Annotated in this window: 25 protein-coding genes and 1 other RNA gene; 21 read left to right on the forward strand and 5 right to left on the reverse strand. The window is 65.9% G+C overall.

Annotation, left to right across the window (positions count from 1 at the left end; translation table 11 throughout):
* Window positions 1–6: 6 nt before the first annotated feature.
* Window positions 7–762 (reverse strand): sulfite exporter TauE/SafE family protein, encoded by a 756-nt coding sequence (locus tag ACGFY5_RS27305; RefSeq protein ID WP_392725045.1) that lies wholly within the window; start codon window positions 760–762, stop codon window positions 7–9.
* Between the two features lie 50 nt (window positions 763–812).
* Between ACGFY5_RS27305 and rnpB the strand changes: the two genes are divergently transcribed.
* The 4 genes from rnpB to ACGFY5_RS27325 all read left to right on the forward strand — a co-directional run bounded on the left by rnpB (window position 813) and on the right by ACGFY5_RS27325 (window position 6,436).
* Window positions 813–1,221, forward strand: an RNA gene (gene rnpB, locus ACGFY5_RS27310) — RNase P RNA component class A.
* 769 nt (window positions 1,222–1,990) lie between these two features.
* A complete protein-coding gene (locus tag ACGFY5_RS27315) occupies window positions 1,991–2,938 on the forward strand; it encodes a DNA adenine methylase (RefSeq protein ID WP_392725047.1) in 948 nt (315 codons plus the stop codon).
* Window positions 2,931–5,015 carry an ATP-binding protein gene (locus tag ACGFY5_RS27320; protein ID WP_392724142.1) on the forward strand — a complete coding sequence of 695 codons (2,085 nt, stop codon included), beginning with the start codon at window positions 2,931–2,933 and terminating at the stop codon, window positions 5,013–5,015. Before ACGFY5_RS27315 ends, ACGFY5_RS27320 begins: the two co-directional genes overlap by 8 nt.
* A 743-nt stretch (window positions 5,016–5,758) precedes the next feature.
* Window positions 5,759–6,436, forward strand: a complete 678-nt coding sequence (locus tag ACGFY5_RS27325) for a hypothetical protein (protein ID WP_392724144.1) — start codon at window positions 5,759–5,761, stop codon at window positions 6,434–6,436.
* A gap of 35 nt (window positions 6,437–6,471) precedes the next feature.
* Here the strand turns inward: ACGFY5_RS27325 and ACGFY5_RS27330 are convergent, their stop codons facing one another.
* Window positions 6,472–7,503: a DUF1152 domain-containing protein gene (locus tag ACGFY5_RS27330; protein WP_392724146.1), complete on the reverse strand. Its 1,032-nt coding sequence runs from the start codon at window positions 7,501–7,503 to the stop codon at window positions 6,472–6,474.
* A 104-nt stretch (window positions 7,504–7,607) separates the two neighbouring features.
* Here ACGFY5_RS27330 and ACGFY5_RS27335 point away from each other — a divergent pair, with 104 nt between their 5' ends.
* From ACGFY5_RS27335 to ACGFY5_RS27380, 10 genes are all read left to right on the forward strand, one after another.
* Window positions 7,608–8,351 carry a GntR family transcriptional regulator gene (locus tag ACGFY5_RS27335; RefSeq protein ID WP_392724148.1) on the forward strand — a complete coding sequence of 248 codons (744 nt, stop codon included), beginning with the start codon at window positions 7,608–7,610 and terminating at the stop codon, window positions 8,349–8,351.
* A 111-nt stretch (window positions 8,352–8,462) separates the two neighbouring features.
* Complete coding sequence (locus ACGFY5_RS27340; protein WP_392724150.1) at window positions 8,463–8,663, forward strand: hypothetical protein; 201 nt, start codon at window positions 8,463–8,465, stop codon at window positions 8,661–8,663.
* 21 nt (window positions 8,664–8,684) lie between these two features.
* Window positions 8,685–8,903 carry a hypothetical protein gene (locus ACGFY5_RS27345; RefSeq protein ID WP_392724151.1) on the forward strand — a complete coding sequence of 73 codons (219 nt, stop codon included), beginning with the start codon at window positions 8,685–8,687 and terminating at the stop codon, window positions 8,901–8,903.
* 263 nt (window positions 8,904–9,166) lie between these two features.
* Window positions 9,167–9,583, forward strand: coding sequence for a hypothetical protein (locus ACGFY5_RS27350; RefSeq protein ID WP_392724153.1), 417 nt, complete (start codon window positions 9,167–9,169; stop codon window positions 9,581–9,583).
* 68 nt (window positions 9,584–9,651) lie between these two features.
* Entirely contained in the window at window positions 9,652–11,016 is a 1,365-nt protein-coding gene (locus tag ACGFY5_RS27355; RefSeq protein ID WP_392724155.1) for an FtsK/SpoIIIE domain-containing protein, read from the forward strand.
* A 6-nt stretch (window positions 11,017–11,022) separates the two neighbouring features.
* Window positions 11,023–11,385, forward strand: a complete 363-nt coding sequence (locus tag ACGFY5_RS27360; RefSeq protein ID WP_392724156.1) for a hypothetical protein — start codon at window positions 11,023–11,025, stop codon at window positions 11,383–11,385.
* Between the two features lie 84 nt (window positions 11,386–11,469).
* Entirely contained in the window at window positions 11,470–13,134 is a 1,665-nt protein-coding gene (locus tag ACGFY5_RS27365; RefSeq protein WP_392724158.1) for a replication initiator, read from the forward strand.
* A gap of 16 nt (window positions 13,135–13,150) precedes the next feature.
* A complete protein-coding gene (locus tag ACGFY5_RS27370) occupies window positions 13,151–13,369 on the forward strand; it encodes a helix-turn-helix transcriptional regulator (protein WP_392724159.1) in 219 nt (72 codons plus the stop codon).
* Window positions 13,369–14,601: a tyrosine-type recombinase/integrase gene (locus ACGFY5_RS27375; RefSeq protein WP_392724161.1), complete on the forward strand. Its 1,233-nt coding sequence runs from the start codon at window positions 13,369–13,371 to the stop codon at window positions 14,599–14,601. Before ACGFY5_RS27370 ends, ACGFY5_RS27375 begins: the two co-directional genes overlap by 1 nt.
* Before the next feature lie 180 nt (window positions 14,602–14,781).
* Window positions 14,782–16,272, forward strand: a complete 1,491-nt coding sequence (locus tag ACGFY5_RS27380; RefSeq protein WP_392724162.1) for a restriction endonuclease — start codon at window positions 14,782–14,784, stop codon at window positions 16,270–16,272.
* A gap of 107 nt (window positions 16,273–16,379) precedes the next feature.
* On the opposite strand, the gene ACGFY5_RS27385 is transcribed toward ACGFY5_RS27380, so the two are convergent.
* Complete coding sequence (locus tag ACGFY5_RS27385; protein ID WP_392724164.1) at window positions 16,380–16,775, reverse strand: hypothetical protein; 396 nt, start codon at window positions 16,773–16,775, stop codon at window positions 16,380–16,382.
* Window positions 16,776–16,810: 35 nt separating this feature from the next.
* Window positions 16,811–17,188: a hypothetical protein gene (locus ACGFY5_RS27390; protein WP_392724166.1), complete on the reverse strand. Its 378-nt coding sequence runs from the start codon at window positions 17,186–17,188 to the stop codon at window positions 16,811–16,813.
* Between the two features lie 433 nt (window positions 17,189–17,621).
* Between ACGFY5_RS27390 and ACGFY5_RS27395 the strand changes: the two genes are divergently transcribed.
* A complete protein-coding gene (locus ACGFY5_RS27395) occupies window positions 17,622–17,867 on the forward strand; it encodes a hypothetical protein (RefSeq protein WP_392724167.1) in 246 nt (81 codons plus the stop codon).
* Between the two features lie 12 nt (window positions 17,868–17,879).
* Here ACGFY5_RS27395 and ACGFY5_RS27400 read toward each other — a convergent pair whose 3' ends face one another.
* Window positions 17,880–18,248, reverse strand: a complete 369-nt coding sequence (locus ACGFY5_RS27400) for a hypothetical protein (protein WP_392724169.1) — start codon at window positions 18,246–18,248, stop codon at window positions 17,880–17,882.
* A 321-nt stretch (window positions 18,249–18,569) separates the two neighbouring features.
* Between ACGFY5_RS27400 and ACGFY5_RS27405 the strand changes: the two genes are divergently transcribed.
* From ACGFY5_RS27405 to ACGFY5_RS27430, 6 genes are all read left to right on the forward strand, one after another.
* The gene (locus ACGFY5_RS27405) at window positions 18,570–19,076 is read left to right on the forward strand and encodes a PadR family transcriptional regulator (RefSeq protein ID WP_392724171.1); all 507 of its coding nucleotides are present in this window, start codon (window positions 18,570–18,572) and stop codon (window positions 19,074–19,076) included.
* The gene (locus ACGFY5_RS27410; RefSeq protein WP_392724173.1) at window positions 19,073–19,801 is read left to right on the forward strand and encodes an ABC transporter ATP-binding protein; all 729 of its coding nucleotides are present in this window, start codon (window positions 19,073–19,075) and stop codon (window positions 19,799–19,801) included. The genes ACGFY5_RS27405 and ACGFY5_RS27410 overlap by 4 nt, the downstream gene beginning before the upstream one ends.
* Window positions 19,802–19,805: 4 nt before the next feature.
* A complete protein-coding gene (locus tag ACGFY5_RS27415) occupies window positions 19,806–21,608 on the forward strand; it encodes an FtsX-like permease family protein (RefSeq protein WP_392724175.1) in 1,803 nt (600 codons plus the stop codon).
* 543 nt (window positions 21,609–22,151) lie between these two features.
* Window positions 22,152–23,144: a sensor histidine kinase gene (locus ACGFY5_RS27420; protein ID WP_392724177.1), complete on the forward strand. Its 993-nt coding sequence runs from the start codon at window positions 22,152–22,154 to the stop codon at window positions 23,142–23,144.
* Window positions 23,141–23,761: a response regulator transcription factor gene (locus ACGFY5_RS27425; protein WP_392724179.1), complete on the forward strand. Its 621-nt coding sequence runs from the start codon at window positions 23,141–23,143 to the stop codon at window positions 23,759–23,761. Before ACGFY5_RS27420 ends, ACGFY5_RS27425 begins: the two co-directional genes overlap by 4 nt.
* Before the next feature lie 9 nt (window positions 23,762–23,770).
* Window positions 23,771–24,133 carry an ACT domain-containing protein gene (locus ACGFY5_RS27430; RefSeq protein ID WP_392724180.1) on the forward strand — a complete coding sequence of 121 codons (363 nt, stop codon included), beginning with the start codon at window positions 23,771–23,773 and terminating at the stop codon, window positions 24,131–24,133.
* Window positions 24,134–24,135: the final 2 nt, after the last annotated feature.

Raw genomic sequence — 24,135 nt, forward strand, 5'->3', positions numbered from 1 at the left:
GCTGCTCTACCAGATCGCCTGGTAGAGCAGCACGAGGCCGATGACCGTGCCGAACACGACGATCGTGATGCGTAGCGCCTGGGCGGAGAGCCTCCGGGCGAGCCGGGCGCCGAGGTAGCCGCCGGCGACAGTGGCGGGCGCAGCCACCGTCACCCCCACCCAGGACACGGGCCCGAACAGCGCGTACACCGTGACGGTGACAATCCCCACGGCCGCCGACAACACGTTCTTCAGCGCGTTCACGCGCTGCAGCGTCTCGTCCAGAACAAGTGCAAGAACAGCAACCAGTACGACGCCGAGCGCGGCGCCGAAGTAGCCGCCGTAGGCGGAGCCCAGGAACGTGAGGGCCACCATCGTGACGTTCCTGCCCTTTCGGGTGGGGTGGCCGACCATGCTCTTGAGCTTGTTCTGGAAGCCCAGGACCGCGGTGGCGCTGAGCACCAGGAACGGGACGATGTACTCGAAGATGCTCTGCGGGGTGACGAGTAGCAGAGCGCAGCCGGCCGCAGCGCCGACGAACGCGATAGGGACGAGTGTGAGGGCTCGTCTGCGCTGGCCGTGCAGGTCCTTGCGGCTGCCGTAGACGCTCGAGAGGTAGCCGGGCGTCACGCTGACGGAGTTCGTCACGTTCGCGGAGACCGGCGGGAGCCCGGTGGCGATCAGCGCCGGGAACGTCAGGAGCGAACCGCCACCGGCGACGCCGTTGACGATTCCGGCCGCGAGACCCGCGACCACCAGCAGCGCGACATCGGGCAGCGACAGGTGCATCAGTGTGAGGTTTCCATGTTGCGTATCATCATGCGCGCGGTGGACGAGTCGGCTGGGCGGCCGCGTCAGCGTTTCTTCGGGAGCGTTGCCGAGGAACGTCCGGGCTCCACAGGGCAGGGTGGTTGTTAACGGCAACCCGGGGTGACCCGCGGGACAGTGCCACAGAAAACAGACCGCCGGTCGCACCATGCGGCCGGTAAGGGTGAAACGGTGGTGTAAGAGACCACCAGCGCCCCGGGTGACCGGGGCGGCTCGGTAAACCCCACCCGGAGCAAGGTCAAGAGGAGCGACTCCGGTCGCTCTGCGTGAACGTTCGAGGGCTGCTCGCCCGAGTTCACGGGTAGACCGCTAGAGCCTGTCGGCAACGGCAGGCCGAGATGGATGGCCGCTGGTCAGGGCAGTGCCGTGAGGTGCTCTGGCTGACAGAACCCGGCGTACAGGCCGACTCGTCCACCGCCCCTCTGGTCGAGGGGCGGCTTACGTCGCTGACCTCGCGGTTCGTTGGGTGAGCGTTGGTCGACAGTGGTCGGCTCCAGTCGTCATCTGACGCCCTGGGCGCACCCTGACGCCCTGGAGACGCCCTGAGATCCGCCCTTCCTGCATCCCGTCTGCCGTCGACCCACCGCTTGCGGGTGCGGGCCGGCAGTGGGCCGCCGCATGCCTTCGCGTCGTCCGCTGGGTGTCAAGAGGATGGCGGCCCCGGTGACGGTCTGCTCGGCTTGTCCTGGGTCGGCGGTAGGCGGGATGCCTTATCCCTGGAGCCTGAGTACCCGCTTGTCGTCTTGAGCGCGCCGGTACGGCGGGTGGGTCGCCGGCGGTGGCCAGCCGTCGCACGTCGTGTGCGACGCCGTGGCGGCGCGGCCGGTGACCGGCCGGAGGCCGCATGCTCCGGCCGCGAAACGCCAGCGGCGTCGACAGACGGCGGGGAGGCGCGCTGGCCGGCCGCAGGCCGGCCCTTGATCATCTACAGAGCAATTCGGCAACGCGGTTCAATCGCTCAATGTCCGGCTGGACAACGCAGTCGAGGTTCATCCAATGCGATCATCCAGTTTGAACAGATAGTCTCCAGGCTCAACGCCGCGGACCGTAGGCGGCTAAGCTGCTGACCACCTGAACGACAAGGGTATGGAGGGCGCCAACCTTGACCGAGGCTCTCAGCTATCCGTCTGAACCTGTCAATGCGCGGCTAGCGGGCTCAGGCCAGAGCAGCAAGAGGGTCAGCGTGACGCGGGCCGTTGAGGTAACCGGGGTTCCACGCGCAGCACCGGGGAATCAGCGTTTGCCATCTCCACTTCGCTACCCCGGAGCGAAAAGACAGCTCGTTCGAATGTTTAACGAGCTGTTGCTGGACCGACCAGCGCGCACATTTGTGGAACCATTTGCTGGGGGCGCTTCTATTGGGCTCCACGTGGCGGTCAATGGCCTTGCGGAGAAAGTTGTCTTGGGGGAGGCCGACGAGCTTCTCTACGCTTTCTGGGCCACGGCCTGCGCCGAGCCCGAATGGTTGATCGACGTGATTCAGTCCATCCCGGTTACAGTGGAGAATTGGGAAAGATTCAAGGCTAACCCAGGAAGCACCACGCGAGACAGGGCTACTTCCTGCCTATTTCTTAATCGGACGTCATTCTCGGGGATTCTCCATTGGCGCGCGGGCCCAATTGGCGGCCGAAAGCAGCAAAGCAAATATAAGATCGATTGCCGATTCCCGCGAGATGAGATCGCTCGCCGTGTGAAGGCAGTCGGCGAACTCGCCGCATCTGGTCGTATCGCTGACGTCGTCAAGGGCGACTATCAAGATGTACTCGGAGTAGCCAAACGCCAGTACGGCCCTGAATTACTGCTTTATCTCGATCCACCGTTCTTTGCCAAGGCGCAGACCCTCTACCGTTTGTCTTTTGAACAGTCCGATCACAAGCGCCTTGCGGATTACTTGCTCGGGTGTTCGATTCCTTGGGTGCTGTCGTACGACTACCATCCGGCGATCGAGGACCTCTACTCAACGCCGCTCGTTGTATTGCCAACGGATGAGGCGGATGCGCCCGCGTTTAAGCACCGCCTCGGTCGTCTGACGCTGAACTATTCTGCCCATTCGCGCCGCGGGTCCGGAAGCGAATACATCGTGACGAACATTCCGCGTTTGTTGGAGTACAGGGGGGTTTCAAGTGACTGACTTGACTACGAGTGCTCGACTCGAATCGTCGGTTCTCCATGCTCAACTGCTTTCGGGGGCGAAGCAGGTCGGCGGTATCTACCATCTTGACTTTCAAGACGCCTTAGTTTCCACGGATGACCGTTGGAAGGTTGATGCGGGCGGAATCCCTCAACACGCATTTCTCCTCGCAACAGTGATGCCCTTAGATTCGGCCGCCGACCCCGAGGATGAGGAGGTGCTTCTTCTCCGAGTCGACGACACCTGTCAGCTTCCGCGCCAAGCGGAGCTGGTGGAGGTCCGAGAGTTCACAATGCGTCAGATGCTGACCGACGGTAATCTGACGGTCGATGTCTTAACACAGCAGGAAATGCAGCGCTCCGGACTAAAGTGTAAAATTCTGGGTACCTTTTACCAGCGCGACTTGCATGATGGTCGATCACTCTTGGAATTCGGTGCCGACGTTGACAATATCTATTCGGCGAGCCGGTATCGCGTATATAAGCCGACGCCAGCATCGTTGGCGACGATTGTGTCCTACCCGGCTATCACGGAAGACGAGTTACGGACGGGTGATCGTCCGCACCTATTGCAGATTGGTGCTGTACGATACTCATCCACACGCCGCCGGGCACGAAATCAGCGGGAAGACACTGTTCCCGTTCACGTACGAGTCGATGACTTCATTGAGATGAAGTCTGCGGTATTCGGCATGACTCGCATGGGTAAGTCGAACACAATGAAGACCCTCGCCGTCGCAACCTATCGGCATAGCAAGAGCATCAATGTGCCTATCGGTCAGCTTCTATTTGACCCTCAAGGTGAATACGCAAATCCAAACTCGCAAGATGATGACACTGCGCTCGCTCAACTAGGCGACGACGTTGTCATATACCGCTTCGGGGCGCGGGATGGTGAGGAAGGCGCTCGGCCGTTACAGATCAACTTCTATGATCAACGGCAGATTACCGCTGCGCAAGAAATCATCGGAAATGTTCTAGCTTCGGTGACGACTGGAAACTACATCCAGAACTTCATTGGTGCGGACCTGGCGGAGCCACAGCCTGGACCCGACGGACGAGTCAGCTTTTCTCGTCGAAACCGTGCGAGTCGCGCACGTTTCTGCTTCTATGCGCTTCTCGGTAAGGCTGACTTCTCGGTCCGGCCGGGAACACGATTTTCGACGAGCATCAAAGCAGTGCTGGCGAACGCATTCAATGCAGATCAACAGGCCGCCGCGGAGGAAGCGCGGCGCAATGGAGACGATGATGTCGCGCCGGTTGTGCTAGAGAATGTCTCTGGGGGGTCGGCCCGCGTGGTCGGCATCGAGGGCGTACAGGCGGTCGTTGACTGGATCATTGATAGCGCAGAAAACGGTAACGCAGAAGCTGAGAAGTGGCTGAAGGATCAATCCGTTGAAGCCGTTCTTCAGCTGTACAACCCGACCGGCAACCAGAGGGGGTGGAGGTACCTTCGTGAGCTTAGGTCGTTCCACAGCCCTTACGCCGGCAACGACTACGCGGGACGAATTCACGATGACTTGGTCGAGGGCCGCATTGTCATCGTTGACCTCTCGCGCGGGACCGAGCAGGTGCTTCAGTTGCTTTCGGAGCGGATTATCAATCATATCCTTTCGCGAGCAACCGAGCGATTTACGAGTGGCGGAATCGCGCACCGGATGCAGATAGTAATTGAGGAAGCACATCGCCTGTTCGACCGGAAGGCGTACGATTCGACGACGCCTAATCCTTATGTGCGGTTGGCGAAAGAGGCGGCCAAGTTCAGGATTGGGCTTATCTATGCGACGCAAGAGGTCACCGCTGTCGCACCGGCCGTGCTCGCGAATACTAGCAACTGGGTTGTGGCGCATCTCAACAATTCTGACGAGATCCGAGCGCTCTCCAAGTACTACGATTTCAAGTCCTTTGAGTCAGCTATCCTCTCGTCGGAAGACCGTGGTTTTGTTCGAATAAAGACACGGTCGGGCAAGTATATTATTCCTGTTCAGGTTTCCAAATTTGATCGAAACATGATCAACGCTGCTCGGGTCGAAGCTGGATTTGGTCCTTTGCTGGCGCCGACCAACGGTGGGGCGTAGCTATGCCTTATATACGGCCTCATGGTGCACCGGAGCGCGCTAGCCGCCTTGGGCACGTCCGAACTGTTCTTGATCCGACTGTCCGAACTGCTTTGTCGTCGTTTCATGTGCCGCCGGCCGCTTCTGGGCCGCCGCCGATCGCTAGTTTACTTTTCGAAGCGACGACACTCGCGGTAAGTGGGCTGCCTGCGCCAACCTATGCGATCTCGGTCGACGGGTCATTTCAGGAAGTAGAGGTTCGGCCTGACTTCCCTTCTGCCAAGGTCGGGTTTACGCAGATAGCTGGTGTTTTTAGCAACCTAACGCGATTCGAGCCGCCATCGCCGGGATCTTTCGTTGACCCTCGTGCAATAGCGCAGGCCACGAATGCGGCATTAGTGAAAGGTGTCGTGCCGACCAGTGTAGTAACAATGCGGCCCGGCCAAACTAGCTACGAAGCATGGCGTCAGGCTGTGTCAGAACTCTTCGCGGGCTGCTTCTTAGAGGGTCCCGGTAGCGTCTCGACCTCCCTAGCTAGCGTATTCGCTCATGTCTTGGGCGGACCGAACTCGCCAGCCCGGAATGTGGTTCTTGAAAACTGTCCAGGCAGATTCGATCGTGACTGCGATAACGCGGATATAACTGTTCCATTCGGTGGCTCGGTCTGCCCAAACTGCGAGACTCCTCTGTATTTTAGCGATGCGACGAAGACTCACGAAGAGGTGAGTCCAGACGGATCGAATCAGACTGCTCTAGGTCGACTGATGAGCGTCCTAGAGGTTCTTGTTCTTCTCTGGCAGATTTGGATATTCAGAACGGCGGATTCGGGACGGATTCTTCCAAAAACAGCCTTTATTCTAGACGGTGCCCTTGCAATTTCGGGACGTCCGGCTGGTCTGAAGCGTTCTGCACTGCGGTTCCTCCAATCGATCAATCAATTGGAGTTGCAATCCGGTCGACCCGGCCTTCCGGTCGTCATTGGTGTGGAGAAAACTGGCGCGCTCGCCGACCACGCCGAGGCGATTCAAGAGCACATCCCGAGAGGCTACCTGCTCGCCCTTCCCGATGAGTACATTCGTACGCAGGTTCAGCAGCGGGTAGGAAAGCGTGCATATGGCTACGACACTGACTTCGGTAGACGATTCATCTATCGGACTCGCGATGGCCGAGTGATTGTCTTCAGTATCCCTCCATTGCACGGCGGGCCTCCGATAGACGACGCTGAGTCAGTTGATCTGTCCCACTATCCGGCTCTGGATACTGCGGTTAGTTTGCTTGACCGGGTCGGAACACTTCTCTACAAGAATGCCGTGATACCGGTTGCGCTTGCGCATAGCTTCGCATCATTGCCGCTTGGAACTGGATCTCAGGTTTTGACGTTCTTGGCGCAGGATCATTTGGGTCTACCTCGCCAACCAGCCCGGCCGACGCCAATCATGTGACTAATGCTAATGGTGCAATAGCTTGCGCCTGGGTGTTAGGTGTTTATGAGCAGATTTTTTGTGTCAACTTTCGAATTTCCTGTCAGTTCGGCAAGGCGGCGCGGCGTCAGGTACTCAGCACCGCGCCGCCGCGCGGCCGCCAGAGCATCCGAAGCGGTGCCGAGGTTTCTCCATTCGGTCGGTTCTGAACGTCGGCTCCTACTTTTAGTGAACTCATAGTCAAGTTCGGACTTTCCGACGCAGGTTAGTGTAATAGCGTTGGCTGACGAAAGTGTCTTTACATTCTTGAGTTCAAGTGCTAGTGTGTTTTCTTTTTCTGCCTGATCTGGCGCGAGGGCAAACACATAAGTGCTCGCATCGGTAATTTTGACTAGGCTCCCGTGGTCTCGTATCTCGACCGTCCCTCGATAGCCGCGGGCGGCCGCAACGAGCAATCGAGTCGCTTCGGTCGGATGCCAGTCGAGGGCGTCGCCGATGTTGTGCGTGTCGGCTGAGGTCAGCGTGCGGTGGAGTCGGCCGCCGAGTTCGTCGACTCGGGCTAGCGTTTCTGCCTCGGTGAGCTCTCCGTCGAGGCCAGGGCCAGCCATCCATACTCGGGTGAGCACACCTAGGTCTTGAACGGCGGCTATAACTAGGGCATCTGCCATGGGGGAGCGGAGGCCAGGTTCGTCACCTCGGGCGATGATGTCGCCCCCGACGTCAATGACCGTGACCTCGTCGGGCTTGAAGTAGTCGACTGCGGCGCGGATCTGTTCGTGCATGCCGATTGCTCCGCCGCTCGGGTCGAGCAGGAACAGGCGGGCATTCAGAGTCCCGGTGAGCCGGGGGAGCGGTGACCTGGCCGGCGGCCGGGCCTCGGTAGTCGCGAGTATCTCCGCGATCCCGGGCACGTCCTGGCCGAGACCCTCGAAGTCCTCGACGCTGCGTGGTCCAGGCACGGGATCGAGGATGAGGCGTTCCCAGGCGTAGGTGAGGATGACCGGTCGCGTGGTCGGATCGTCGTGGAGTAGCGCGGCGGCGATGGCGTCGCCTCCGCCCCCGGCGGCCACGTAGAGGCGCATGGTCATGATTCGACCGTACGGGGAAACTTCGCGGGCCCTGGTGAAGTTTTGGTTCGAGCGCCGCGCTGACGTAGGGTGGCCAGTGGCCTAGTCCACCTGCGAGGAAAGTAATGCCTGAGCTGCGGCACGTGGAACCCAAGTACCTGCAGATCGCGAACCACATCCGCGACCAGATCAACAACGGCACGCTGCGGCCGGGTGACGAGGTGCCCTCCGAGCGGCAGATCGCCGCTGACTGGAGCGTTGCGCGACCGACGGCGGCTCGGGCCCTCGAAGCGCTCAAGAACCAAGGTCTCGTGGAGTCGCGGCAAGGCGCCGGCACCTTCGTCAAGGATCAGCCGACTGCCCGTCGTGCCCGGGAGCGGTACGTGCGCTCGCGTCAGATCGGTCGGATCTACGCGCCGGGGGAGTACGCCGTCATTGTGTCGGCCGAGCTGGTCGAGGCTCCCGAGCATGTTGCGGAGACGCTGCGGCTCGCGTCTGGCGAGCAGGCGATTCGCCGCCAGCGGGTGACGCACTCCGAGGATGGCCCGGTGGAGTCGTCCGTCTCGTGGCTGTCCGGCGAGCTGGCCGAGACGGCACCGCTGCTGCTGGTCAAGGACCGGATCAAGATCGGCACTATCGCCTACGTCGAGAACGCGACCGGTCGTACGGCCGAGTACGCCTCCGACCGGGTGGCCGCGCGTCTGGCCACCGATGAGGAAGCCGCAGAGCTGGAGCTCGGCGAGGGTCCGCACGCGGTGCTGAACTACCGCCACACGGTCTACGACACCCAGGGTGGACCGATCGAGTTCGCCGAGTCCGTGTACCCGCCGGACCGGTGGACGTTCGAGCAGGACTACTCCGTCCGCTAGTCCCGAACTAGTCCCTTCACGGCGTGACCGTCCAAACGCCTTGCGTCAGTGGCATAGGCCAGTACTATAGAGGCCACTGGCATATGCCACCGACGCGAGACGGGACGAGACGTGATCAAGGGACGCATGCGAATCGAGATGGGCACGGCCTTCGCTGAAGGGCTGTTCGCGATGGCCGTCGAGCCCGAAGTGGACTTCGAGAAGCGCCAGTCGGGCGCCAACGACACCCAGAAGCGAGACAAGGACACCGGCGAGCGCATGTGGCCCGTGCGCTGCGTCGACGGCGACGAGGACGCACAGAAGCGCGGCTAGGCCGAACTGAAGGTCACCATCGTGGCCCCGGTTCAGCCGGTGCTCCCGGACGCACTGCCCGGGACGCCGTTCCGGCCGGTCGAGTTCGAGAACCTGACTGTCTTCCCCTACGTGGACGGCGCCCGGTGCAAGGGGAGTGGCCACCCGCAGTGCCGCGGGCGGGTCGCCTATTCGTTCCGCGCCACCGGCATGCGGTCACCGGCCCGGGGCGCGCACTCCGCGACCGGCAAGGCCGCGTGATCCCAGTTGACCGGGAGCGCGGCGTCGGAGGCTCTTCCCCTTCGTCTCCGGGCCGCGCTCCCTCCCCATCGTTGGGAGCACTTCGTGAGTGAGTACACCTCGGCTCGGCCCCGCGTTCGGGACTGCGCCACCTGTCGCGAACCGCATCCGGTCGGCGCGCTGGTCCGGGGCGAGTGCCCTCGCTGCGCTGGCCTGGTTGCACTGCCGCTGCGGGACGAGAAGGGCCGGTTCCTGCCCACGTCGGCGTGGTCGGGTGAGGCCGCGTGACCGAACCCGAGCACCTCTACCGACCGGAGCTGATCACGCAGGGGCCGGAGTGGCTCGCGCTGCGGGCCGGCATGCAGGCCGCCGTCTCGGCATACGTGACTCGGCTGCGCCCAATCCCTGGTCTCTGCGACCCGTCCCGCCGTGATCCGGCCGAACTGCGGTCGCGGTATTTGCTCCGGGTCGCTGCTGAACGCGCAGCGGCCGAACACCTCGACCGCCTCGCGATCAGCGCTGGTCAGTGGGCCATCCACTACGGCGCGACGCCCGAACAACTCGCCGCCGTCGGCGACACGACGTCCGACGAAGCGGCCGAGCGCTACGCGATCCCGGAGGACTACCGGGGTCAGAAGTTCCTTCCCCAACGGCCCGAATGGGCCGAATCCGACGCTGCCTGTCCGGGAGGCGATCAGTAGTGAAGGTCAACGGATATCGGGCCGACGACTTGGCGCGAGTCGGTCTCATCACGCGCGAACGTTGGGTCATGCCGCTGTGGATGTCGCTGCTCGGCGTCTGCTTCCGCGCGCTCTGGCGTGTTCTTGTCTGGCTGGTCCGGCGCGGTGCGATCACCGGCCCCGTGCTGGTGCTGCTGGTCGCCTACGGCAAGTGGGAATGGCCGGGTCCAGCGGCGCTCCTCACCGGCGCGGTGCTGTTCCTGGTCGCCTGGTTCCTGGCTCACCCGTCGAGCTTCAAGCGGGTGGTCGGTGCGCGATTACTCGGTCAGTGGCGGCTGATGGTCCGCTATCGGCGCCTGTGGCGTCCCGCGATGATCGGCGGCCAGCTCGCCGTCGTCCACGACGAGAAGCAATACCTTCCGGTCATCCGGCGCGTGCGCTCGACCCGGTGGGCCGACGAGCTACGGGTCCGGCTGCTCTACGGCCAGACCCCGGAACGGTTCGCGCTGGTCGCCGAGAACCTGCGGCACGTCTTCGGTGCCTACCGCTGCACCGCCCGCGAGGTGCGGCCCGGCGTCGTCGCGCTGCGGTTCTACCACCGTGACCCACTCGCGACTCCGCTCGGACCGCTGCCGATGCAGGATCTTCCGGACCTCCGCCGGATCGAGCTGGGCCGCACCGAGGATGCGGTGCCGTTCCTGCTCGCGCTCCTCGGGACTCACGTGCTGGTGGCCGGCGCTTCGGGTGCGGGGAAGGGCTCGGTGCTGTGGTCCCTGATCCGCGCGTTGGCTCCGCTGGTCGCTCAGCGGACGGTCGAGCTGTGGGTCATCGATCCCAAAGGCGGGATGGAGATGACGTTCGGTCGTCCGCTGTTCGCTCGCTACGAGGACACCGACGCCGAAGCGATGACGGAGCTGCTCGAAGAGGCGGCCGAGCGGATGCAGGCGCGGACCCAGCGCCTCAAGGGCATCACCCGCCAGCACACGCCGTCTCCGGGCGACCCGCTGATCGTGGTCCTGGTCGACGAACTCGCCGCGCTCACCGCGTACTTGCCGGATCGGAAGCTGCGAGACCGGATCAAGGCGGCGTTGTCGCTGCTGCTCTCGCAGGGCCGCGCGCCGGGCTTCCTCGTCGTCGCGGCGGTTCAGGACCCGAGGAAGGACGTCGTTCCGTTCCGGGACCTGTTCCCGACCCGGATCGGGCTTCGGCTCACCGAGGCGGAACAGGTCGACATGGTGCTCGGCGACGGTGCCCGCGACCGGGGCGCGCTCTGCGACCGCATCCCGCGTGCCCTGCCGGGCGTCGCCTACGTCCGCCTCGACGACGACCCCGACCCGGTGCGTGTTCGGTTCGGTTACCCGGACGACGACGCGATCGCCGAGACCTGCCAGCTCTACGCCCCCGACTTCACCCGCCGCCGGTTGGACTCGGCGCCTGATCAGGAAGCGGCCTGACTCCTCATGACCACCTTCTGGAGCGGCTCCCCGGGCGGCTACGACCCGGCGGACGGCTACCGGCCCTTCGGACGGGTTCTCCCCGACCCGTCCGAAACGCTCCAACCCTTCCTTCCCACCGGCTGGCTCACCCAACGCTCCTCGGCCCGCCGCTGGCTGGTGTACGGCCCGCAACGCCAGAACGGACCCTCCGCTGACGCCGCCGTGCTGGTGGGGGAGCTGGTGTGGCTCTCCGATCACGAATGGGGCGTCCAGCCGGTCGGCGAGTCGCTGGCCTGGGGCCGTTCCTTCCGCGCGGCCGTGTCCGCACTCGATGCCCTCGTCGCCTGGTGGAACCACGGCGGCCCGGACAGCGAGCCCACGACGTGATCGCCCCGTACTGCCCCGACCCGACGCCCGCCTCCCGGGCCTCGGCTGCCCCTTCGCGCTTCTCTGCCGGGAGAGGACCACCAGATGAACGCTGCCCCAGACCCCGAAACAACCCCGATCAAGCGCGCCGACGATCGGCGGCTCTCCCGCGTCGAGCGGGCCAAGATGCCCCGCGCGGTCGACGTCCTCACCGAGATCGCCGCGAACAACGGCGTCTGCTCCAACCTCGTCCCGATGCGCCGCACGGACACCGCGACGGGCGGGAGCTCGATCCTCGGCGTTCCCCGTGGCTCCACTCTCGCCAGCAAGTGCCCCGCCTGCGCGCAGCGCGCCAAACGGCTGCGGATGCAGCAATGCCGGGAGGGCTGGCACCTCGACGACGAACCCGACCTCCTCCCCGATGAGGCGACCGACGACCAGGTCGACTTGGTTACCTGGCGCGCGGCGCTCGAAGACATCCGCGCCGACGCCGACGAGGCCGACGACACCACCGACCGCGACCAGATCGACGACGAGATTTCGGCAGTCGACGAGCAGATGCTCAACGCCGGAATCCGCGGCTCACTACCGCACCCGGCCGCGCCTCCCAAGCCTCGCCGGGTGCGGTCGACGAAGCGACGCCAGGACGCGCCGAACCTTCCGTTCCGCAAGGTCGACGACTCGACGCTCGGCCGGACGTTCACCGGCAACGACGGCACGGTTTTCCGGCCCTCGACGTTCTTGACGCTGACCTGCGACACCTACGGGCGAGTCAAGGCAGATGGCACCCCGGTCAGCCCGAACACCTACGACTACCGGCGAGCTGCCCGGGACGCGATCCACTTCCCCCGGCTCGTCGACCGGTTCTGGCAGAACCTCCGCCGCGTCGTCGGCTACGACGTCCAATACTTCGCGGCCGTCGAGCCACAGAAGCGGCTGGCGCCGCACTTACACGCGGCCGTCCGGGGCACCTTCCCTCGTGCGTTGCTCAAGCAGGTCATCGCGGCCACGTATCACCAGGTCTGGTGGCCAGCACTCACCGAACCACGCTTCGACCCCAGCGCACCGAACACGTTCCCCGTCTGGGATCCGGAGGCCGGCTACGTCGATCCGGCGACCGGCGAAATTCTGCACACCTTCGACGACGCCCTCGACGAGCTACCCGACGACGCCGAACCATTGCACGTCGTCCGATTCGGACCCGTCGCGGACGTCCAGGGCGTCACCGCCGGTACCAAGTCGGCGAACACCTGCGTCGGCTACCTCACCAAGTACCTGACGAAGTCCGTCGCGGAGTGCCACGCACCCGAGACCGACGCGCAGAAAGCGCATGTCGACCGGCTCGCCGCTGCGCTCCGCTTCGAACCGTGCTCGGAACGCTGCGCCAATTGGCTGCTCTACGGCATCCAGCCCCGCAACGTGAAGCCCGGTCTGGTCCCTGGGCGCTGTTCCGGCAAAGCACACCGCCGGGAAACGCTCGGCTTCGTCGGGCGTCGTGTCCTGGTGTCCCGGAAGTGGTCCGGAAAGACGCTCACCGACCACCGCGCCGACCGGAAGCGGCACGTACTCCGCGTCCTCGGCGCCGTCGGGAAGCAGGTCGAGAACGCCGACGCCTACGTCTGGGAGCGCGCTCGGCCCGCCGACGAGGACTGCCCACCACTCGCGTCGCTGCTGATGCGCACGCTCACCGACCGCCTCCGCTGGAGACAGGAGTACGCCCACGCCCAAGACACCCTCGCCGACCTTTCGGCAAACGCCGACGCCGCCTGACCGGGGAGACGACGCCATGACGCACAAGGCCACTGTTTCAGCCATCACCGATGCCCCGTCGCTCTCCGACCGGCTCTGGACAGTCCAGGACGTCTCCGTCTACCTCGGCGTACCGGTGGAGACGCTCTACCGCTGGCGCAAGCACCGGACCGGCCCACCGGCTGCTCGGGTCGGCCGGCACCTCCGTTACGACCCGGCGGACGTCCGGGCCTGGGTGAGAGCGCAGGTCGCCTGATGGCCCACATCGAAGATCGCTGGTTCACCCCGCAACGCGACGACGACGGCAAGCTCGTGCTGAACGCGCGAGGCAAACCAGTCATGGCGCGGACGCCGCTGTACGGAACGGGCCTGCGTTACCGGGTTCGCTACATCGGTCCGGACGGGCGCGAGCGTAAGAAGTCGTTCCCCGACCGGGCCAAGCAGGCGGCTGAAGCGTTCATGGCGACCGTCGAAGCGGACAAGCACCGAGGCTCGTTCATCGACCCGGCTGCCGGTCGCATGCTGTTCGGTGAGTTCGCCGAGACCTGGCTGCGCACCCGGACCTACGACAAGTCGACGATGGAGAGCCTCGAGTTACGGGTGCGGAAGCACATCCTGCCGTTCTTCGGCTCCCGGCCGCTGGCGTCCATCAAGCCCAGCGCGGTCGCGGAATGGGACAGCGAGCTGGCCGGCGTCCTCGCGCAAGACACGCGGTCGGTCGCGTTCGCGTATCTGCGCATGATCCTCACGGCGGCCGTCGACGACGAGCGGATCGCCGAGAACCCGTGCTCGGCAAAGTCGGTCAAGCAACCGCGGCCGGTCGAGCGTCGGGTGGTCCCGTGGACGTACGACGAGATTTCGGCAATCCGCGCGAACCTGCTTCCGCGCTACCGGCCGGTCGTCGACCTCGGCGGCGGGTGCGGGATGCGACAGGGCGAAATCTTCGGGCTCGGCGTCGACGACGTGGACCTCGACGGCGGATGGGTGCACGTCCGGCGACAGGTGAAGCGCGTCAATTCGCGACTGGTGTTCGGGCTCCCGAAGAATGACAAGGATCGCCGGGTGCCGCTGCCCACATCGATCGCTGCGCCGCTCCGGGCGCATCTCGCCGAGTTCCCGACGGTGAAGGTCACGCTGCCGTGGGAGGACCCGTTCTCCGACGAGCTGGTGACCGTGCCCCTGGTCTTCGTCACGTCGCGGCGGGGCGCGATCAACCGGAGCCACTTCAACAGCAAGATCTGGCACCCGGCGCTCGCGGCGGTCGGCATCCCGCACACTCGGGCGACCGGCGTGCACGCGCTACGCCACTTCTACGCCTCGACGCTGCTCGACGCGGGGGAGAACGTCCGGGCGCTGGCGACGTACTTGGGTCACGCCGATCCGGGCTTCACGCTCCGGATCTACACGCACCTCATGCCGTCGAGCGAGGAGAGAACCCACCAAGCGATCGATGCGCTATTCGCGTCTGAGGCCGCGATGGCTGCATAAAATTTGCCACTTTGGCCACGCGAATCTTCGTTCGTCTCTCCACTTTCGATCAGTCGTTCGTATTTATCCCGGATCCGTTCTGGCGTTACATAGACCATGCCGAATCGCCTAGCCTGAGCTGCGGTCACTTGCGCTGGTGGGATGGTGAGCGCCCGCCTGCGCTGAAGTTCTGGGGGTAGCGTGGCGAAAAAGAAGTCACTTCTTGCGCAAATGTATGCCGAGCGGCAAAAGGCGAAGAGAGAACAACAGCGCGCCCAAGAGAAAATCCAGCGCGAATTCGAAGCTCAGATGCGGCGAGACGAGGCCGAGCAGCGGAAGCAAGCTGCTCAGGCGGAGCGAGAACGCGAGCGGGCGGAACGCCAGGAGGCCCTACAAGCGGAGCGCGAGGCTGCCGCTCGTGAGAAGGAAGCCCAGCGACTGGCGACCGAGCAAGCCAGGCAGCAGCGGCAGGCGCTGGCAGAGGCGGAACGCCAGGAGAAGCAGCGGGCTGCGGAGGAGAAGGCTCAGGCAGAGGAGCGCCGTCAGGCTGAGGCCGATTTTAGGACCGAGGCCGTTGCGAAGCTGGTGGATGGCTTCCAACGACTGCTAATTGATCGCAGTCGAATCTTCGCGCGTCGAAGTCGCGAGATCGAAGGGCTGTTCAACCGCGAGGGATCTCAGGCGTTCGTCGAGGCGCTTCAGCGTCACCTCGCAACCTCGCCGTACCCGGCAGAGCTGACAGGATCATGCGCCGCCGTGTTCAGGCCAGAGTCTCGTGAGCTGCTCGTCGAGTACGAACTACCGCGTGAGGACGTAGTGCCGGCAGTCTCGTCCTATCGGCACATGAGGCAGAAGAAGATAATCCAGCCCGTGCCACGAAAGGCGACCGAAGTAAAGTCGATTTATGGGGATCTACTGGCCCGGGTAACGCTGCGAACTCTCGCGGAAACCTTTGATTTGGCGTCTCCGACGCTCGTAACCCAGATTGTCTTCAACGGCTACGTCTCGGCGAAAGACAAAGCGACTGGAAAGCCGATACGCCCGCTCCTCATCAGTGTCCACGCGACCCGAGAGGCTTTCTCGGAGGTCGTCCTCGACGAACCGGAGCTCGACCCGGTCGCCTGTCTGCGTCAGTACTTGAACGCGATCGTCTCGCCGCACCCTGCTGACCTCGAACCCGTCCGGCCCGTGCTTGAGTTCGACCTGTCGAAGTACAAGTTCGTTGAGGAGATGGATGTCGTGGCCGGCCTGGACAGTCGGCCGGACCTGTTGGACCTCAAGCCGGTCGAGTTCGAGCACCTGATCCGGCAACTTTTCGAGAAGATCGGCATGAAGTCGTGGGTCACCCAGGCATCGAAGGACGAAGGCGTCGACGGCGTAGCGGTCAATGAGGACCCCATCGTCGGTGGCCTCTGCATCATCCAAGCCAAGCGGTACAGCAAGATCGTGGGACTGGAGGCGGTCCACGCGCTCGCGGGCGTGATGGAGGACAAGTCCGCGGCCAAGGGCGTGCTCGTGACGACGTCATGGGTGGGCAAGGCCAGTCGTGACTTTGCTGCACGCAACGGGCGTATCGAAATCATCGAAGGTCGGCAGCTCAAAGCGATGCTGCTGGAGCACCTTGGGCTCGACGTGCTGATCAGCCTTCCGAAGCTTCCGCCGGACTGGAAGGACAGCGACCTCGGCAGATAGCAAGGGCGGGACGCCCTGAGCCGCGAGAATACGGTGAAGTAGCTGGTGAGGGCGGTGCGGGAGCCAAACCCCGGCGTACAGGCCAACTCGTCCACCGCCCCAGCCGGTCAGAATTGGTCGGGGCGGTCGGCCGTCCAGTAGTACTCGCCGTTGGGGTCGATGCCGGAGAGATCCATCCGGCGAGCGCCGTGGACCGTGATTTTGTCGTCCCCCACCGTGATGATGGTGCCGGCTTGAGCCTTGCTGAGAACTTCCTCGTTGATGTGTACCAACAGCAGACGCAAGCCGCCCTCCTCGGGGTCCACGTCGGTCCACAGAGCTCGTGCGGAGGCGGCGCACGATTGCACGTAGTTGGCCACGGCATCGGCCGGGGCCACGATGACCGCAGGAGGCTGCAGCGGCTGGCCGTCAAGCGTGTCGAGGAGAATCTTTCCTGGCTGTTCGGACAACCTGACGGTTGCGTAGGTTGATAGGTCTTCGACGATCGCACCAATGACGTCCACGTGATTTACGTTACCAACCCCTACGTCCGTGGGACCTACTTGCACTGCTCCTTCGAAGGGAATGCGGTGATGATTCGCTTGCTTGATTCGGCGACGACTACGTGCGGGATATTCGTGCCGACGGTCTTGGCGGTCGTCTTGTCGACGAGGTAGACCACGCGCGAGAAGCAGTAGGTCTTTACCTTCGGGTTATAGGTGACCTTGTCGGGATCGCCGAGAACTGTCGCGATCGAGAAGTCGGCGATGTCACGCCAATTGCGCCGGACCAGGAAGGCTGCCTGTTCCCACTCGGCGCGGTGGCCGTCGAGGATGTGGCGGTAGCCGAACTTGTCGTTCCCACACAGCAGATTCGATTTCCCGCCTCGCAGGAAATGATTGGGTACGTTCGCCCGGAAACGGTCGAAGGTACGCACAATCTTATTCTCCGACGTGCGCCAACCGCAGGCGCGCCAAACGTCGGCGGACGCCCCGGGTAGCTGGGTCATAGCGTGTGCGGAGCCTGGTAACAGCAATCCGCCGATCACCATTAGCGCGGCGATCCCTGCACGAACTGGGCTCTTAGGCATAGTTCCCCCTGGGTGAAATGATTACGGCGCGTGCTTGTGCGGAGGCGCTCTGTGTTCACGGCGGAGGAGTGAGATGTGTTCACGAGCCTGTTCGGCGGGCTTGCCGCACTTGAGGCGGCAGGCACTCCGCGGACCTGGGCTCCGGCCGTCTATCCCGGCCGCGCCGACCCGGGCTTCACGCGCTGCCCGGTCATAGCTGCAACGGCTGTTCGCGACCGCAGACGCTAGAGAACCCGGTGGACTAGCCGACTCGTCCACTGCCCCCGCTAGCCTCGCTGGCATGACTCTGGGGCCCGAGGACAACGACATCTTCGTCGGCGGCATCGATGTGGAGGGTGGTGTTCTGGCGGGGCCGGACGCCGTCGTGCCCACCGTGATTCTGCATGTCACCGGGTTCGCGAGCCTGGAGGAGCGGCAGCCCGTGCAGTTGCGATTGCACTTCCAGGCAGAGGATCTGGCGGGTCTGGCGAAGGTGATCGAGGCGACTGCGGCTCAGTCGATCGCGAGTGCCCAGCGAGCTCGTTGACTCGGATACACCTCACCAGCACCAACTGAAAAAGTCGGCGGTCAAGCCTCCTTCGTCGCCCATTCTGAGCAAGCTGATGGCCATGACCAGGCCCGGCAGGCCGAGCGATCCGCCGATCAGGCCGGCGAGCGCCAGCCACGAGCCTCGCCGTCGTTGCCGTTCGCAGCGTCGGAACGCGATCGGGCTCAGCACCACGGCGGCCACCGAACACGATGCCAGGACCAGTCCGGTCGTGATCCCGGGCTCCACGAAGGCGAAGCCGATGCCGTACAGATCCAGGTACGGCAACCCGCCGAGGAACCCGAGAAGCCCGAGGACGAAGGCGATCACCGCGAGACGATCGCGCCCGGTCGGGTGCGGTGAAGCGACAGCCTCGGTCATGGGACACCACTCCTCTCCGAACTGATCGGCGGAGGGGAAGCTGGGTTGAGGATCAGAGATCGGCGGTCCGTCGAGGTCTGGCGGGTCCGCCCCGCATCGGTGTGCAGCGAATGCGCGGCAACCCCGCAAGACCGCACGTAGTCGGCCAGTGCCTCGGGCGGCTCGACGATCGCGCCCATGAGCGGGATCACGCGGTGGCTTGAATGGCGGACTGTCCCTGTGAGTGGTTGAACCGTCTCCCGTCATGGCAGGAAAAACCGTTCAACGACGGCGGCTCGGGGCTAACTGTTATATTGAGATAACCGTTAGGTAGGAGGGGTGATGCAGCAGGAAGTTGTGCTGGCGATGCTCGCCAAGGAGCCCTCACACGGCTACGAACTCCGCGCCCGCCTCCGGGACGCACTAGGCCCCCTCGGCGACGCCATGAACGCCGGCCACATCTACGTCACGCTCACCCGCCTCGAAAAAGCCGGCTACCTCGAAGCAAACGACCACGACGACCGCAAGGTCTACGCGCTCACCGCCGCGGGGCAGCAGCGCGTCGCCGAGTGGATCGCCGAGGTGAACTGGCCGAAGCCCGACCTCGCCGAGTTCCACCTCAAGCTCGTCGCCGCCGCTGCGGCCGGGCTCGCCGACCCGATCACGATCGTCGACACCCAGCGCCGCGAACTGCTCCGCCGCCTCCGGGACACCCAGCGCGCCGCGATGGCCGAGCCGGAAACAGACTCGGCGCTCCTGCTGGAGGGCATCGTACTGCGGCTCCAAGCGGACCTGCGCTGGCTCGAGGCCTGCGAAAAGCGCTGGACCCACCGAAGGAGCCGACGATGACCGTCTTACGCGCCCGCAACCTGCAAAAACACTACGGCAAGGGCGACGGTCTGGTGCGCGCCGTCGACCACGTGGACCTCGACGTCGCCGCGGGGGAGACGGTCGCGGTGATGGGGCCGAGCGGCTGCGGAAAGTCCACGTTGCTGCACCTGCTCGGCGGGCTCGACCGGCCGAACGAGGGCGAGATCCTGCTGAACGGCCGCCGCATCGACAACGCGAGCGAGAACGCACTGGCCAGAACCCGGCGCACCGACATCGGGTTCGTCTTCCAGTCCTTCCACCTGATGGAGGAGCTCACCGCGGTCGAGAACGTCGAGCTGTCGGCTCTGATGGCCGGGCACTCCCCGAGGGCCTCCCGGCGGCGCGCTCGTCAGCTTCTCGACGAGGTCGGGCTCGCCGACCGCGCCCAGTTCCTTCCGAGTGCGCTGTCCGGCGGTCAGCGGCAGCGGATCGCGGTCGCCAGGGCGCTGTGCAACGAACCGCTCGTCGTCCTCGCCGACGAACCGACCGGCAACCTCGACAGTGCCGCCACGATCGACGTCCTCCAGCTCTTCGAGCAGTTGCACGAACGCGGGCAGACGCTGGTCATCGTCACCCACGACGCGCGGATCGCAGCGACGGCGGACCGGCTGCTCACGATGCGCGACGGCGCGGTGGTGGACGAGACCCGCCTCACCGGAGGCACCACCGGCCAGCTCGGCGCGCTCCTCGGATTCGAGGAGTAGAGCCGTGGGCCGCCTCCTCCTGATCAGCCGTCTCGCCGTCCGCGACCTGCGGCGACGTCGTACCGAAGCCGCACTGCTCCTGGTCGCGATCATGGCCGCCACGACGACGTTGACGCTCGGGCTCGTGCTCCGCGACGCGGCGGACGACCCGTATCAGACCACCCGCGAGGCCACCCGGGGCCCGGATGTGATCGCCGCCGGCAAACTGGACACGCTGCACAGACTTCCAACAGACAACGGCGTCACCACCCACAGCGGCCCCTTCCCCGTCGTCTCCGCCGAACTGCAAACGCCCAATTCGACGTCAGGCGTGCAGGTCGTGGGGCGCGACACCGCAGCAACCGACGTGGACCAGCCCGAGGTTCGCGACGGCGGCTGGGTCCGGGACGGCGGAGTGGTCGTGGAAGCGGCCTATGCGAGCGAGGCCGGGATCCGGGTCGGCGACCGGGTCACGATCGGCGGCCGAGCGTTCGAGGTCGTGGGCACCGCGGTGACCGCGGCGCTGGCGCCCTACCCGGCGACGACGTGCCTGATGGCCTGTCTGCACGGCGACCCGAACGCCGACGGTGCGCCGGAGGGGGTGCTCGCGAACCCCGGACTGGTCTGGCTCACCCAGGGCGACGTGCGGAATCTCGGTGTCGAGGTGAGCACCTACGTGGTGAACCTGAGGCTCGCCGATCCGAATCAGGCCACCGCGTTCGTGGAGGCCCACGGCGCGGACGGGCCGATGCTCCGGTCCTGGCAGGAGATCCGCACCGAGGCTACCGAGCTGGCCCAGGACATCCAGATCCTGTTGCTGATCGGCGCCTGGCTTCTCGGACTGCTGGCGGTGGCCAGTCTTTCGGTGCTGGTCGGTGGTCGGATGGCCGATCAGACCCGGCGCGTCGGACTGCTCAAGGCCGTCGGGGGGACGCCGGGTCTCGTCGCCGGTGTGCTGCTGGCGGAGTACGTCCTGGTGTCGCTCGTCGCGGCCGCGGCCGGGTTGGTGATCGGCGCGGTGGTCGCGCCGCTGCTGATCGGGCCCGGCGCCGGGCTGCTCGGTACCGCGGGTACGCCGTCGTTGACGTTGTCGACGGTCGTCGTGGTGACCGTGTCGGCGCTCGGTGTCGCGAGCCTCGCGACAGTGGTTCCGGCGGTGAAGGCCGCGCGGGCCAGCACCGTCGACGCGCTTGCCGACGCGGCGCGTCCGCCTCGTCGCACCGGCTGGGCGATTCGGCTGTCGGCGCGCCTGCCGGTTCCGTTGCTGCTCGCGGTGCGGGTTGCCGCGCGACGGCCTCGGCGCGTGGTGCTGGGGATGGTGAGTGTGGCGATCACGGTCAGCGGGGTGTTCGTTGCGCTGGTGCTCGACGCGTTTCTGCGTGGGCAGCCGCTCGTCATCGGGTACGACGCTGCCCAGGTCGGGCAGTTGCGTCGGGTGTTGTTCGTGGTGATGGGGATCGTGGCGTGCCTGGCGGCGATCAACGCGATCGTTCTCACGTGGGCGACGGTGCTCGACAACCGCCACACGTCGGCGCTCGCCCGTGCGCTCGGGGCGACGCCTCGGGCGGTGAGTGCGGCGCTGGCGGCCGCCCAGGTGTTGCCCGCGCTCGCCGGTGCGATCCTGGGTGTCCCGGGCGGCCTGGCGTTCTTCGCGCTGATCATGGCGGCTACCGGCGGTGACAGCGACCGTGCCAGCTGGCCCTCACCGTGGCAAACGCTCGCCCTGGTGCTCGCGACCGGCCTCGTGGCCGCCGTCCTGACCGCGATCCCCGCCCGCCTCGCCAGCCGCCGCCCCGTCGCGAATTCCCTCCGAGCCGAGCCGGCCTGACGCCCCGACCGCGTCGGCCGCGCCGCGGGGAAGAGCCGCGCCGTGGGGAAGAGCCGCGCCGTGGGGAAGAGCCGCGCCGTGGGGAAGGGCCGCGCCGTGGGGAAGGGCCGCGCCGTGGGGAAGAGCCGCGCCGTGGGGAAGAGCCGCGCCGTGGGGAAGGGCCGCGCCGTGGGGAAGGGCCGCGCCGTGGGGAAGGGCCGCGCCGTGGGGAAGAGCCGCGCCGTGGGGAAGGGCCGCGCCGCGGGGAAGGGCCGCGCCGCGGGGAAGGGCCGCGCCGCGGCCCTCGGACGCTCGGCGGCGCTCGGCGTAGGCAGGACGACGCCCGGCGCGCGACCGGCGCGCCGCCGGGACCATGCCAGGGCGGCCAGAGCGAGTCCACAGAGAACCGCGAGCGCAACGCCGATCGGGCCGGGCGTGGCAGAGGCCACCAGACGGCGGCGAGGAGTCGAGATTTCATGCTCCGAGCGTCGAGTGGCCGCAGCGGGTGCGCCATCTGCCGATCGGCAGAGGCGAACTGTCGGTGCCTCGCTCTATCGTGGACGAATGACCAGGTCAAGGGTGCTCTTAGCGGCGGTGGGAGCGGCCGCGGTGCTGGCGTTGGCCCTCGTCGTCTCGCCGGAGTTCCGGCCGGTGCGGGACACGCCGACCGTGCTCGGTGTGCTCGTGCTCGCCACCCTGATCGCCACCTGGCCGGCGGGAAAGCGGACGCTGGGGCCGGTCGTCGGTGCCGTGGCGGTCGGGACGCTCGTCGGCGTCGGGTACTGGCTCCAGAACCCCACCATCGGCGGCGGCATCTGGTCGCTGGAGCAGACCGCGGTGCTGATGGTGCTGCTCGCGCTGCTCTGCCGCTGGGCGTCGCCGCGCTGGGTGCTGACGGTGGGGCCGGCCGCCGTCGTCGCGGAATCGCTGCTGATCCTGCAGACCACCGGTGCGCCGGTGATGACCGGCTGGGAAGCCGCCGGGGCCTGCGTGTTCTGGTCACTGGCCGGCCTGGTCGGCGCGGGCTCAGGTCTGTACCTGCGCCTGCTGGACGTCCGGCGGGCGGCCGCCGTCGCGAATGCCCGAAGACTCCAGCGCACGAGACTCGCTGCAGACCTGCACGACGGTGTCGCGCACGACGTCAGCGCGATGGTGCTGCAGGCGCAGGCCGCGCAGGTGCTGCTCGGCCAGCGCGCGGAGGACGTGCAGGAGGTGCTGAACCGCATCGAGGCCGATGGCGCCCGTGCGCTGGCGTCGATGCAGCGGTCGATCCGGGTGTTACGGGAGGGCGAGGCCGAGCGGCCGGTCGCCCAGCCCGAGTACCCGGTGGTCCAGCGGGTGATCGCGGAGGCGCTGCGGAACGCCGGCAAACACGGCGACGGAAACGGCGTGACGCTCACGATCACCAACGGGCTGCCGCCAGCGGCGATGCCGCGCGGCCCGGGGCTGAGATACGGCCTGAGCAGCCTCGCCGACGAGGTCACCGCAGCCGGGGGCACGTTCAGCGCCGGCCCGGACGGCGACCGGTGGACCGTCCGGATGGAGCTGCCGTCGTGATCCGGGTACTGATCGCCGACGACCAGGACGCCGTCCGGTTCAGCTTCCGCACCATCCTGAACGCCGCGCCGGGCATCAGCGTCGTCGCCGAAGCGGAGAACGGCACCAGAGCACTGGAGCTGGCCAAAGAGACCAAGCCGGACGTTGCGCTGGTCGACATTCGCATGCCGGGCATGGACGGCCTGGAACTGACCAGGGTGCTGTCCCCGACCACCAAGGTCGTCGTCGTCACCACCTACGACCTCGACGCGTACGTGCACACCGCGCTCCGCAACGGCGCCTGCGGATTCCTGCTGAAGCACTCCGGCGCCGCCCTGCTGGCCGAGGCCATCCGGGCCGCCGCGGCGGGGGACGCGCTGATCAGCCCCGAGATCACGGTGCGGCTGCTGCGCGAACTCACGCCGCGCACGGCGGACTCCAACCCCCTCACCGACCGGGAGCTCGACATCGTCGCGCTCGTCGCCGACGGCAGGACGAACGCCGAGATCGGCGCGGAGCTCTACATCACCGCCGGCACCGTGAAGACGCACCTGGCGCACGTCCAGCAGAAGCTCGGCGTCGCCAATCGGGTCGGAATCGCCGCGTGGGCATGGGAGACGGGGCACCGTCGGTCTTAGGCTCGACGTATGTCGACGTTCGTACCCCAAAGTCTTTCCCTACGACCGGATATCTTCGCGATCGAGCGTCACGACAGTGAGGACATCGTCGGCACCGCCGACTGGGTCGCGCTGGTCCGTGCTCCCGATGGCCTCACCGTGATCCGCACCGTGGCCGACACCGCGGACGGCTGGCGCGCGTTCCAGGGCCAGTCGTCGCACGACCTCGACGTCCCGGGCATGCTGCTCAGCATCCTGGCGCCGCTCGGCGAGGCCGGGCTGCCCGTGTTCGCCGCCTCCACCTACGACGCCGATCTGGTGCTGGTGCCCGCGTCCCACGCCGAGAAGGCCGTCGCGGTGCTGCGCACTGCCGGCCACGACGTCACGGCCTGACG

The organism is Cryptosporangium sp. NPDC048952 (genome assembly GCF_043197895.1).
Classification (GTDB): domain Bacteria; phylum Actinomycetota; class Actinomycetes; order Mycobacteriales; family Cryptosporangiaceae; genus Cryptosporangium.